Source organism: Sphingobacterium sp. UME9 (genome assembly GCF_014170215.1).
GTDB lineage: Bacteria > Bacteroidota > Bacteroidia > Sphingobacteriales > Sphingobacteriaceae > Sphingobacterium > Sphingobacterium paramultivorum.
Genome location: NZ_LZZP01000013.1, coordinates 143,262 through 155,774 on the forward strand (window position 1 = coordinate 143,262; position 12,513 = coordinate 155,774).

The 12,513-nt window shown below is 39.7% G+C and carries 9 protein-coding genes; 4 read left to right on the forward strand and 5 right to left on the reverse strand.

Annotated elements, in window-relative coordinates; genetic code table 11:
- Window positions 1-96: 96 nt before the first annotated feature.
- Window positions 97-681 (forward strand): 5-formyltetrahydrofolate cyclo-ligase, encoded by a 585-nt coding sequence (locus A9970_RS19610; protein ID WP_182983426.1) that lies wholly within the window; start codon window positions 97-99, stop codon window positions 679-681.
- A gap of 328 nt (window positions 682-1,009) precedes the next feature.
- On the forward strand, window positions 1,010-2,680 hold the full coding sequence (locus A9970_RS19615; protein ID WP_153844863.1) for a hypothetical protein: 1,671 nt from the start codon (window positions 1,010-1,012) through the stop codon (window positions 2,678-2,680).
- 123 nt (window positions 2,681-2,803) lie between these two features.
- On the opposite strand, the gene galE is transcribed toward A9970_RS19615, so the two are convergent.
- Window positions 2,804-3,835 (reverse strand): UDP-glucose 4-epimerase GalE, encoded by a 1,032-nt coding sequence (gene galE / locus A9970_RS19620; RefSeq protein ID WP_182983427.1) that lies wholly within the window; start codon window positions 3,833-3,835, stop codon window positions 2,804-2,806.
- Window positions 3,835-4,827: a UDP-glucuronic acid decarboxylase family protein gene (locus A9970_RS19625; protein WP_120333049.1), complete on the reverse strand. Its 993-nt coding sequence runs from the start codon at window positions 4,825-4,827 to the stop codon at window positions 3,835-3,837. The genes galE and A9970_RS19625 overlap by 1 nt, the downstream gene beginning before the upstream one ends.
- A gap of 65 nt (window positions 4,828-4,892) precedes the next feature.
- Here A9970_RS19625 and A9970_RS19630 point away from each other — a divergent pair, with 65 nt between their 5' ends.
- Window positions 4,893-6,137 carry a 3-deoxy-D-manno-octulosonic acid transferase gene (locus A9970_RS19630; protein WP_182983428.1) on the forward strand — a complete coding sequence of 415 codons (1,245 nt, stop codon included), beginning with the start codon at window positions 4,893-4,895 and terminating at the stop codon, window positions 6,135-6,137.
- 46 nt (window positions 6,138-6,183) lie between these two features.
- Here A9970_RS19630 and A9970_RS19635 read toward each other — a convergent pair whose 3' ends face one another.
- Window positions 6,184-7,635, reverse strand: coding sequence for a glyceraldehyde-3-phosphate dehydrogenase (locus A9970_RS19635; protein ID WP_259655444.1), 1,452 nt, complete (start codon window positions 7,633-7,635; stop codon window positions 6,184-6,186).
- A gap of 134 nt (window positions 7,636-7,769) precedes the next feature.
- Window positions 7,770-8,897 (reverse strand): radical SAM family heme chaperone HemW, encoded by a 1,128-nt coding sequence (gene hemW, locus A9970_RS19640; RefSeq protein ID WP_182983429.1) that lies wholly within the window; start codon window positions 8,895-8,897, stop codon window positions 7,770-7,772.
- A 368-nt stretch (window positions 8,898-9,265) separates the two neighbouring features.
- Here hemW and A9970_RS19645 point away from each other — a divergent pair, with 368 nt between their 5' ends.
- A complete protein-coding gene (locus A9970_RS19645) occupies window positions 9,266-10,387 on the forward strand; it encodes a glycoside hydrolase family protein (RefSeq protein ID WP_220801665.1) in 1,122 nt (373 codons plus the stop codon).
- 101 nt (window positions 10,388-10,488) lie between these two features.
- Here A9970_RS19645 and A9970_RS19650 read toward each other — a convergent pair whose 3' ends face one another.
- A complete protein-coding gene (locus A9970_RS19650; RefSeq protein WP_182983430.1) occupies window positions 10,489-12,366 on the reverse strand; it encodes a M1 family metallopeptidase in 1,878 nt (625 codons plus the stop codon).
- Window positions 12,367-12,513 lie beyond the last annotated feature (147 nt).

Sequence of the window (12,513 nt, forward strand, 5' to 3'; positions counted from 1 at the left end):
GAATGCTATTTTTGATTGATCTTGGCATAGGTGATGGAATTTAATGAGGCTTTTGGTAAGAAAGAGAAATAAATTTTGGAAATAACTATTTTACAAATGAAATCGAAACAAGAATTGAGACTTGAGTATAAAACTAAGCGATGTCAATTGTCTTTAGAGGAAGAAACTGCGCTCAATGAACAACTACTTTCGCGGTTTACAAAGCTTGATCTCTCAGGGGTCGAATTTTTGCATATTTTCATTCCTATAGGAAAATACCACGAACCCAATACATATTTAATAATAAATTATGTTCAAGAGTTTTTTCCACAGATAAAGATCGTTGTTTCGCGATCTAATTTTGATGATTATTCGATGCAACATTTCATATTGGATGAGCATACACTATTTGAGACGAACAGCTGGGGTATTCCAGAGCCAATATCTGGCATTAAGGTCGCTTCATCGGTTATTGATATGATTATAGTGCCATTGTTAATTTTTGATCTTTTCGGATACAGAGTAGGTTATGGGAAGGGGTTTTATGACCGTTTTTTCTCGTCCTGTAAAGTTGGTGTACAGCGTGTCGGACTATCTTTTTTTAATCCAATTGATGTTATTGCAGATAAAAATGAATATGATGTCCAATTAACGAAAGCTATTACACCAGATCATATTTATCATTTTTTTGATGACAAGTAATACTATTTGGTCAGAAGAATAATCTTACCGGTTTTTGTGAATAGTCACAAGGTTTTTTAAAAAGTGGCTTCTCTGTTTAATTCGCGAACAATAGTAGGATATTATTTAATGCACTATTCTTCTTTTTAATCGAAGAGTGTAAGGCACGATTACGGTCTCAATCTTAACAGTGTTTGTAGTTGGTTGATTTTTTCTCATGATGATTTAATTAAAATTATTTTTTATTTTTATTGCGAAATTCAATGCCTGTGCCGATATGTTTCGATGTCTTCTATTTTTTCTTTTCCTAACAATCATACCTTGTCGTGTTGTCTATGGGATGGATTTAATGGATTCCAATTCCTCGATAGAAGAGAAGAACTTTTACGAAACAATTATAAAAGAATCAGCGCAGTATCAATCCTCTAGTCTGTCGTTGAGCAAGTATCTTGCGCCATATTTTAGCCAAGCGGTACGAAAAAATGATAAGGCACTTTTGGCAATCTATTATTGTTTATTGGCGGATCAGTCGTTTAATGACGAGGGTGCAAGAAATAACTTTAGTGATAAATACTATTTAAAAGCGCTGGACCTTGAAGAAGGCTATAGCTATCAAAACGTACGCGTTTGGGTAAAGGTAATGTATGGCTTTTACTTATATCGATGTCTGAAAGCCTCTGAGGCATTACCTTTTATCTTGGAAGGAGAGAAAGGGCTCGAAGATATACCGAAAGAACTTGTTTTAGACCTAACACAAACTTACAAGAAGCTTGGCTATTTTTTTGGAACTTTAGGTGATTATACTTCTGGAATTAAATATCTGGAATTAGGGCAACGAGAAGAACAAATTTCACCGAAATTGAAAGCTGAAATCTTAGACAATTTAGGTGTACTGACTCTGAAAAGTGGTGGTGATACCTTGCAGGCAATGAAAATTTTTGAATTGGCTCAAACTTTAGCACTTTCAGAAAATGACTCATTACGCTACGCGAAGATTTTAGGGAATCAGGCTGCCGTGTTTGAAGGTATGAAGGATTACCATAAGGCTTTATTGCTTCTAGATAAAGATCTTGAGATTTCCAGATCTCTTGGGAATGACCGAAATACAATCTTTGCCTTAATGATGCGGATTCGATTAGATATAGCGAATAAGGAAACGAAGGATGTTCGTCATATGATTGCGGAAGCTGAGTCCCTTTTGTTGGGCTCGGATGATAAGAAGACAATACTTGAACTTGAGATTCACAAGTTGAATTTGGCTATGCAAAGTAACGATATAGGTCGTGAGCTGAATGCACGAAGAAGGATAGAACGTCTCCAAGACTCACTACGCTTTTTAGATGGTGATCCAGTATTGTCCCAATTGAAGTTTATGGCCGACAAGCAAAAGTATGCCGATAAATTATCGCTGGCACAAGCTGTTATTAAGAAAAAGCAAGCTGAGAGACGATTATGGCTAATATTAAGTTTATTGGTATTGGTCTTATTCTTTTTTATTTATAATGCTGTTCGATCCCGTGCTAGAAAACGGATACGTGACTATGAATATCAGCTTCTTAATTTAAAGTATACAAAAGCGGAATTAGACAGGGAACTGGTGAGCTCTAAAAGCCAAGTGGAAGAGTACGTCGCTTATCTTAAGCGCAATAATGAACAGATAAATGTACTTTCTGCGATGCTTGAAGAAAAAGGGAATGTTGTTGAAAAAGATCGCGAGGAGCTAAAAATATTGTTGCAGTCACATCTCATCACTGAAGAGAAATGGCAGGAATTTAAATTATTGATTGTAAAAGAATTTCCCAATTTACTCCAGGATATACAATCTAGATTTCCCGATATAACGGAATCCAATCTGAGGGTAATTGTGCTTATGAAACTGGGGCTAAATAATAAGGAAGTAGCTAATGTATTGGGGGTTACTCCAGACGCGATAAAAAAATCTATGCAGCGCTTGAAAAAGAAGCTTGGAGATCAGGCCGGAGTGCTCATGGAATATATTTCCGACAAAGAGTTTGTTTAATGTCGACCTTCAGTTGGCAGAGAGACCCTTTGGGAGCCAAAAAGATGACCGTCTCAGTTTTTAAGACGGTCATATAAAGTTAAGCTGAGTATAATGCTCTGCTGTAGCGGCAGAGGCTACTGTTTAATCTAATGGATTTTCCTTCAGATTTTTTTCCCATGCCCAGGCAGAAGCCATCATTTCATCAATACCAAGTGCTGCTTTCCAATGCAACTGATTGGCCGATTTAGTGACGTCCCCATAAACCTTGATGATATCTCCGTCACGACGTGGACCAAATTCGTAATTTAGTTTTTGTCCTGAAGCTTTCTCAAAAGCCTTGATCGCTTCAAGGACAGAATATCCATTTCCTGTTCCCACATTAAAGACATCGTATTTTCCGTTCGGGTTGCCTTTTTCCAATAATCTGATTGCTGCAACGTGAGCTTTTGCTAAATCAACAACGTGGATATAGTCGCGGATACAAGATCCATCCGGTGTGTCGTAATCAGAGCCAAATACCGTTAATTTTTCTCTTTTTCCGATGGCTGTTTGTGTGATAAAAGGAAGCAGGTTCTGAGGAACACCGTTTGGTAATTCACCGATCAATGCCGACTCATGTGCACCTACAGGGTTGAAATAACGGAGCGCAATAATATTGTAGTTGTCATATGCAGCAGCAGTTTCCTGTAGGATTTCTTCAGCAATTTGTTTTGTATTTCCATAAGGAGAGGTTGCCTTTTTCACGGGAGCACTCTCGTCTACAGGTAAGTAGTCTGGCTCACCATATACGGTACAGCTTGAAGAAAAGACAAAATTAATAGGCTTATTTTGATATGCCTCTAATAAGTTAATTAACGAGAAGAAATTGTTGTGGTAATATTTCAAAGGCTTCTGTACAGATTCACCTACAGCTTTAGAGGCCGCAAAATGGATAATTCCTGAGATATCGGTATTGTTTTTTACAAATTCATTCACGCGGTCTGTGTCACAAAGGTCAAATTGGTGAAATTCAGGTCTAACGCCGATGATCTTCTCAACCTGATCCAAAATTTTGATGTTTGAATTGGACAGATCATCCACGATGACAGGTATATATCCTGCTTGATGTAGTTCGACCACTGTATGCGAACCGATATAACCTGTTCCTCCTGTGACTAGTATTTTTTTGTTCATTATTGTTGATTATAGTAAGTAAAGTCTTTATGTGATAAGGTATCCAAAGGGATCTTTTTGTAAAATTCTATGGTTTTTTTCAATCCTGTTTTTCGGTCTATTTGAGGTTCCCAGGCTAATTTTGATTTGGCCAAGCCAATATCGGGTTTCCGTTGTTTGGGATCATCAACCGGTAATGGTTCGTAGACGATTTTACTCGAGCTGTCTGTCAATTCGACAATTTCATGGGCCAATTGTAGCAAGCTGATTTCGTCTGGATTACCAATATTTATAGGTGTTGCACATGCCGAATGCAACAAGCGAAAGATGCCTTCGACCTGGTCGTCAATATAACAGAATGATCGTGTTTGTGAACCATCCCCAAAAATCGTGATGTCTTCGCCACGTATCGCTTGTGCGATAAAGGTGGGAATAGCTCGGCCGTCATTGAGACGCATTCTGGAACCAAAGGTGTTAAATATCCTGACAATACGGGTCTCCAGACCATGTGCATTGTGATAGGCCATCGTTATTGCCTCTTGGAAGCGCTTCGCTTCATCGTATACACCGCGAGGTCCCACGGGATTTACATTGCCCCAGTAGTCCTCGGATTGTGGTGAAACCAGTGGGTCGCCATAAACCTCAGAGGTGGAGGCTACCAAAATACGTGCTTGTTTAGCACGCGCTAAGCCCAAGAGATTATGTGTGCCCAAAGATCCTACCTTCAATGTTTGTATCGGAATTTTAAGGTAATCAACGGGACTGGCTGGCGAAGCGAAATGCAGGATATAATCCAAGTGCCCGGGGACGTGGACAAATTTTGAGACATCGTGATGATAGAAGTCAAAATTTTCCAACTTAAATAGATGTGCTATATTCTGTAGATCTCCGGTAATTAGGTTGTCCATTCCAATTACATCGTAATCTTCCGCAATAAAGCGATCGCAAAGGTGAGAACCGAGGAAGCCAGCTGCTCCTGTTATCAAAATCCGTTTGCGATGTTTATTTTCCACTCAATGGTTCCGTTTAATGAAATGGGTTTAATATCTTTGACTAAGATAAACATTATTTTAAAAACATGCGTTTGCTTTATTCAATTGGAATCTTTCTTTATGGACTCTTACTGCGTATTTTGGCTCCTTTTCATGCCAAAGCCAAGCTCATGGTAGAGGGACGAAAAGACTGGTATTCGAGGATGAAACAAACGGTTGATTCTTCCCAAAAACATATTTGGTTTCACTTTGCTTCATTGGGGGAATTTGAGCAAGGAAGACCTGTCCTGGAAGCGGTGAAAAATAATTATTTGGATCATAAAATAATTGTAACATTTTACTCTCCCTCTGGCTATGAAATCAGAAAAAACACTGCTTTGGCCGATTATGTTTTTTATCTCCCCTACGATACTGCTCAGCACGCACGGCTTTTTCTCGACTTGATTAATCCAAGTTTCGCTGTGTTTACGAAATATGAATATTGGTATTATTTTTTTGAGGGCCTGCATAGACGGGGCATTCCCTTGTTTTTGATCTCAGCAATATTTAGACCCGATCAGATTTTCTTTCAGGCCTATGGTACTTTTTTTCTGAAAATTTTAAGTTATGTGACTTACTTCTTTGTGCAAAATGAAGAAAGTGTACGTCTTTTGAAAGAATTTGGGATACGGAATGCCGGGTTAGCCGGAGATACACGTTTTGATCGTGTAGTAGACATTCCTAAAAGCAGAAAAATGATTCCCGAGATCAGCCAATTTATTGGTGAAAATCCGGCCTTGGTTGCAGGAAGTACCTGGCCCGAGGATGAGCAGGCTCTACAGGAATTGCTGCTGGATAATTCAGACTATAAGCTGATCTTGGCTCCGCATGAAATCAATGAATCACATTTAGCGAGCATTTTTAACCTTTGGCCGAAGGCACTCCGCTTTTCGGACATGGCTACCTACGATGCCGCAATAATAGTCGATTCAAAGGTACTGGTTATCGATAACATTGGTATGCTTTCGTCTTTGTATGGGTATGGCCAACTGGCCTATATTGGTGGTGGTTTTGGCGTGGGGATACATAACACACTCGAAGCCGCAACTTATGGCATACCGGTTCTATTTGGACCAAATTTCAAGAAGTTTCAGGAGGCGAAAGATCTTGTGCAAAATGGATCAGGTTTCGCCATTGCCAGTGCTAAAGAATTAAAGAAAGTCTTTGCTGTTTTGCAAGATCAGACTGTCCGTCAAAAGGCCGGAAAACTGGCCCGTGAATATGTTCTGCAGAAAGCAGGAGCAACACCGATCATTATGAAATACCTCAAAAGCAATCCTGTAAAAATATAAGCGGTAATTGCACAACGAACTGCCGCTTATATTTTTAGGGGTGATGCTAATAATATGTATATCTTCTTACGCCGGTAATATGACGAGATAAACGCATTACCTGATGGGAATATCCGTATTCATTGTCGTACCAGACATATAGAATGACATTCCTGCCATCTGCCGAGACTATCGTCGCTGGAGCATCCACGATCGCAGCGGCAGTGGAGCCGATGATATCTGAAGAAACGAGTTCATTGTCTTTAGAAAATTTAATCTGTTCGACAAGGTCACCCTGTAGTGATGCCTCTTTTAAAAGTGCATTGATTTCTTCGACGGTAGTTTTAGATTTAATTTCGAGATTTAAAATCGCCAATGATCCATTTGGCACGGGAACGCGAATGGCATTGGAGGTCAGTTTGCCCTTCAGTGAAGGCAATACTTTTGAAACGGCAGCCCCCGCTCCAGTTTCTGTGATCACCATATTGAGCGCTGCGGCACGGCCCCGTCTGGACTTCTTGTGCATATTGTCGACAAGATTCTGGTCGTTAGTATAGGAATGTATGGTTTCGATATGCCCTTTTTCAATGCCTATTTTATTTTCAAGGACCGCCAAAATAGGGGATATTGCGTTGGTCGTACAGGAAGCGGCGGAAAAGATCGCATGCCGTTGCACGTCAATATCATTTTCGTTGACTGCGTATACGATATTTGGAATACCTTTTCCGGGTGCTGTTAATAAAACTTGGGCGGTACCTTTGGATTTCAGGTGGCGACTCAGTTCTTGCTCATCTCGAAAAGCACCCGTATTGTCGACGACTAAAGCATGCTGTATTCCATAATAGGTATAATCGATGTCCTCTGGCTGTTTGGCAGAGATAAGGTGGACAGTGATGCCATTGATAATAAGTGCCTGATTTGGAATGTCGACCTGTACGTCGCCTTCGAACGCACCATGTATGGAATCTGTTTTTAATAGTGTCGCTCTTTTCAATATGGACTTGCTATCATTGGCGTCTCGCGTTACAATGGCACGAAGGCGAAGCTGCTGTCCAGCACCGGCTTTATGCATAAGCTCTCGGGCGAGTAAACGGCCGATACGACCAAATCCATAAAGCACAACATCGCGTGGTTTTAATTCCGCTTGTTGATTGATATCTTTTAATTCATTTGTAATAAAACTAGGCAGATTGTTGTTGTCAATAGTCTGTTTTTTGATTTTTAAGGTAAGTTTTCCGATATCAATACGTGCAGGAGATAGCGTGAGTTTTTCCAATACCTGTGCTGTGTGAAGGGTGTCAAAAATATTGAATGGCTCGTCGGTAAGGAGGACGCTTTCCTTGATCAGGTTGAGAATTGAACTCGATTTTACATCAATGAGTTGATTTCGAAAAAATACAAGTTCAATAGCGTGGTTATACCACAGGTTACTGACAATTTGAATTAAGCTTACGGCAGCGTTTTGTTGCTCTCTGTAACTTTTGATCTCTAAATCAAAAGATGGCTTGTGTGACATCATAATTTTATAATAGATTATGATGCAAACATAGTACAAACTGCCTAGAAAATAGATTTATATTTTTATTTTCGTAATTTTTTAAATTTAAATACTTGTAATATTGTTATTTTAATAAAATATTAGTGATTTATTTGTTAATCCTCTATTATGAATAATTCAGACATGATATGATCGGCCATTAATTTACCGGGATCCGTCAAGCGTAATTTGTTTTCTTCCAAAACGAGATTTTTCTCTGCTAGAAATGGTTCTGCATCTTTCAATACACGATTTTTGACAGATTGCCCGAATTTACTTTCCAGCGCAATCAAATCCAGTCCCCACATGGTTCTCAGCGAAGTCATGATACTTTCGTTGATCTGGTCCAGCGTAGAAAGCTCCTCAATTTCCAGGGGAAGTTGGTTTGAATTGATTGAGGTCATATATTTTGCGTTGTTGGAAACATTCCAAGCTCTGGAAGTTCCATTGAACGAATGTGCCGAAGGACCTATACCAAGATAATGTTTACCTTTCCAATAATTTGTGTTGTGACGCGCATAACGGCCATTTTTTGCAAAATTGGAAATTTCATATTGTTCATATCCCGCGGCTTTCAATGTATGGATAAGAAGACTCATCTGATCCGCTGCCTGATCTGAATCTATTGCTGGACTTAAGCCTTTTTTAATGAAGTGATCCAATGCTGTCTTATTTTCTACGGTCATGGAATACGAAGAAATATGGGGAATTTCAAAGTCAATCAGTTGTTGCATATTGTGGCGCCATTTCTCATCAGTCAACAGCGGGTAGCCATAAATAAGATCACAGGTAATATTTTCAAAGCCCGCATCTTGCACCCGCATGATAGAAGCCAGTGCTTCCTGCTGATTATGTGCTCTGTTCATCCATTTAAGATCCTCTTCAAAGAAAGACTGTATGCCTATGCTGAATCGATTGATTGCTGTATTCCTGAGACTGTTAACTTTGGCCGCATTTAGATCGTCGGGGTTTGCTTCCAGCGTAATTTCAGCATGATTTACGATGTCAAAATGCATTGCTATCGTATCGATGATCCGTGCGATCTCTTCAGCATCCAATAAGGATGGCGTGCCACCACCAAAATAGATCGATTCGACCTTTTTGTCTTCCAAATAGGCTGCTCTGAGCTCAATTTCCCGTCGGATGGCATTGATCATCTCACTTTTGTATTGTAGTGAAGTGCTAAAATGGAAGTCACAGTAATGACAAGCCTGTTTACAGAAGGGGATATGGACATAAATCATGGGGACAAATATACCAAGACCTGACCAAATCGCCCTTTATTTTTTCTTCTTTCGACTATGCGTACCTGAAATCTTCGCATGGCTTTTCCGCACGCTCATTAAGGATTTAAAAAGAAAGTGCAAGAGTATGGAAGAATCATCTAAAAGAAGGTTGACAACAAGCTAGTTATTCTTTATCTTGTTGTCAATATTTGTTGGTAGAAAGCACCAATATAGCACCTAATGTCTGATGAAGGAGGAGTGAATTCAAAAGTTTCCTTCTGAAAAAATCGAAAAGCTATAGGTATCAGGCTCGTGTAAATTATTTCATGGGAGCTTATCAAATAGATTAAAAAACGAATTATTTTCTTCTAATAAAAGTAAAACGTATGAAAACCTCCCGTCGAGACTTTCTAAAAAATGTAGCCGGTGTTTCTGGCTTCTTCATATTTTCAAACCATGGATATGCTTGGGGGGATAGTCTTGAAGACTCCTTTATAGATAAGTTATTACCGGCGCCAAAAGGAGGAGGATTTGCGATGAAAGATTACTGGATTTGGGACCCATCGGTCATAAAAGGAGAAGATGGACGATATCATATGTTTGCTTCGCGTTGGAGCAAACAATATGGCTTTGGTAATTGGGTGACAAACTCCGAAGTCGTCAGGGCTATTTCAGATACCGCTGAAGGGCCGTACGAATTTGTTGAAGTTGTACTGCCTGCCCGAGGGAAGCAATATTTTGATGGCTGTACAACACACAATCCTCGAATTGTAAAAAACGGTGACTATTATGTGCTTTATTACTTTGGCAATAACTATGACGAACCAAATCCCTCTTTTACAGAAAACGTATGGGAGTCGGGCTTAGGCCAGAAAGCCTGGATGCATAAACGTATTGGGATGGCCTATTCCAAGTCAATTGCAGGGCCATGGAAAAGAGTTGATCAACCGATTTTGAATCCCCGAAAAGGTCAATGGGATGCCTCCATTACATCAAATCCTTCGCCAGTTGTCTTACCGAACGGGAAGGTTTATTTGCTGTATAAATCTTCCCCCGTAAATTATAATCCACCACTTTTATTGGGAGCCGCGCAAGCGGATTCTTTCCTCGGACCTTATCGCCGTTTATCGGACAAGCCTATTTTTTCATTCCATACGGACCAAAACCATGAAAACGATGTAGAAGATCCATTTGTCTGGTATAACGGTCAGCAGTTTGAACTTATTATGAAGGACCGTTACGGAAAGATCTGCGGTGAAGAGGGGGGCGGGATACATGCTTATTCGAAGGATGGCATAGATTGGCATCTTTCGAAGTCTGTAAAAGCTTATTCTAAAACAATTCAATGGGATGATGGCACGACGAGTCATCAGGCCAATTTTGAACGACCGTTTTTACTATTTGAAAATGGGAAGCCTACTCATTTGTTTGCGGCAACCGGGGATGGTTCAGAGCCCTATCAATTTGAACGTACATGGAATATGGTTATTCCCCTTAAGAGTATATAATCCACGGAATTAAAAAACAGCTTCCAAACCGCGTCGTATATATTGGGTTTGGAAGCTGTCTTGATTTTCCCATCTGTTCAGATAATGGGAAGTATATGTAGTTACTTACTAAAACTGTTGTTTGCCGATTCTACATCCGCTAATCGCAATGAAGGATCAATTGTTACCGTTTTTGGTGTTTTCGACACATGGATAGTATAGTCGGGTTTGGTCCAGAACCAATCCTCAAGCACGGTTCTTTTAACACCTTTGTAAATGTCAAAATGCTCTTCTGGTTTTTCTCCACGCATTTCACGCAAAGGGATATAAAATAATTCTTTGCTTCCATCGGTGTATTCTACCAGAACATCCAGTGGCATGGCAAAATTGGACTTATTGGCCAATAGGATTTCTGTATCTGTTACTTTTTCAACGGCGTAATCGATTTGACGTGTTGTATTGATAAACAGATTGAAATACCATTTTAAATTGATACCGGAAACATCTTCAGCCACGCGTTTGAAATCATTTGGTGTCGGATGTTTAAACTTCCAGATGTCATAAAATTTCAAGAAGGTTTTTTCTAAATTTTCCTGACCAATAATATAACCCAACTGTTCTGCAAGCACGGCACCTTTGTTGTACGCTTCGTTGCTGTAGCCATAGTTGGTGTTATAATAATCTGCCAGTAAACTCATTGGTTCTTCTTTACCTGAAAGGGCCAATTTATAATATCCACGGTAGGCTGCAATTTGCGGGTTAGATGCTACGGCACCTCTTTTTTCAAAGATATGCTGCATAGCCAACTCCTCGACATAGGATGTGAAGCCTTCATCAAACCATTCATCTACGGTTTCGTTTATGCCAAATAATTGTTGGTACCAAGAATGTGCCGATTCATGGAATATTACACCGACAAGGCTTTTTAGATTGCGGCCACCTGTGATAAGCGTAGCTGTACCATATTCCATTCCGCCATCTCCACCTTGAATGATGGTATAAGTTGGCCATGGATATTTACCAAACTTCACACTACAGAAGTCAAAGAATTCGGTAGAAAGGCCTATTGCTGTTTTCCAATTCGAGATCACTTCTTTGTCTGTTGGCAAGAATACGGTATACACTTTTATACCATTTTTACTTGAAGCGGAATCCACGACAAATTTAGGGTCTGCTGCCCATACAAAATCATGGATATTTTGGGCCTTATAGTGCCACGTTGCTTTATTGTCGACGGCTTTTACTTTTGCTTTTGGTTGATAGCCTTTAACATCTGATGGATTTTGAAGAACACCAGAGGCACCAACGACATAATTTTTATTGAGGTGTATGGTAACGTCAAAGTTGCCAAAAGGGGCAATAAATTCACGGCCCGTATATTCATCCAAATGCCAGCCGAATTCATCGAATTGAGCCATCTTCGGATACCATTGCGCCATAGATAGTGCTACACCCTCGGCCGAATTTCGGCCAGTTCTTCTGATTTGTTCCGGAACTTGTGCGGTCCATTCCATATCAAAACGTGCTGTTTCCCCATCTTGGATCGCAACTGGTAAAGTTACCTCCAAAATAGTTCCATCAATTTTAAATGTTGTGTTGGCACCATTGACCGTTAGGGTTTTAATTTTCTGGTAACCAGTTTGATTGGCTTTCAGTTCTCCGATGCGACTTTGATATACCGGTTTTTCTTTTGTACCCAAGTTAGTGACCATTCGCTTGTCGGGGTCACTTATGTTTTTTAATCGATAGTCCATCATCGATCCTGGTTGAAAAGCATTGAAATATAAATGGAAATATACCTTTTTTAGTGACTGCCCTGAATTATTGCTGTACTTCAAGGTCATTTTTCCATCGTACTGATATGCTTTTTCATCCACGTTGACATCCATGTTGTAGTCAACTTTCTGTTGCCAGAATCCTTTTCTTTGGGCCTTCGCTACTGCCCCCCAAATATTTAATACACATGCAAGTGTAAAAAAGGATATTATTTTGATTTTCATGTCCCAAACTTACAAAATTGTCTCAATAAATGGCACTTAAACGAATGTAACGAAGTTAATGTCATCAAATCTTGACGAAAATTGACTGGTCTTTGGAGAATTGGCTTGGTTTTGGTTAGGGGATTTATCTGTTAAGTTAAAAATCAA

Coding starts and splice junctions, on each gene's coding strand:
- A9970_RS19615 (WP_153844863.1), top strand. CDS start 1,010: ATGGATTCCAATTCCTCGATAGAAGAGAAGAACTTTTACGAAACAATT.
- A9970_RS19635 (WP_259655444.1), bottom strand. CDS start 7,635: ATGATGTCACACAAGCCATCTTTTGATTTAGAGATCAAAAGTTACAGA.
- A9970_RS19645 (WP_220801665.1), top strand. CDS start 9,266: ATGAAAACCTCCCGTCGAGACTTTCTAAAAAATGTAGCCGGTGTTTCT.
- galE (WP_182983427.1), bottom strand. CDS start 3,835: ATGAACAAAAAAATACTAGTCACAGGAGGAACAGGTTATATCGGTTCG.
- A9970_RS19610 (WP_182983426.1), top strand. CDS start 97: ATGAAATCGAAACAAGAATTGAGACTTGAGTATAAAACTAAGCGATGT.
- hemW (WP_182983429.1), bottom strand. CDS start 8,897: ATGATTTATGTCCATATCCCCTTCTGTAAACAGGCTTGTCATTACTGT.
- A9970_RS19650 (WP_182983430.1), bottom strand. CDS start 12,366: ATGAAAATCAAAATAATATCCTTTTTTACACTTGCATGTGTATTAAAT.
- A9970_RS19630 (WP_182983428.1), top strand. CDS start 4,893: ATGCGTTTGCTTTATTCAATTGGAATCTTTCTTTATGGACTCTTACTG.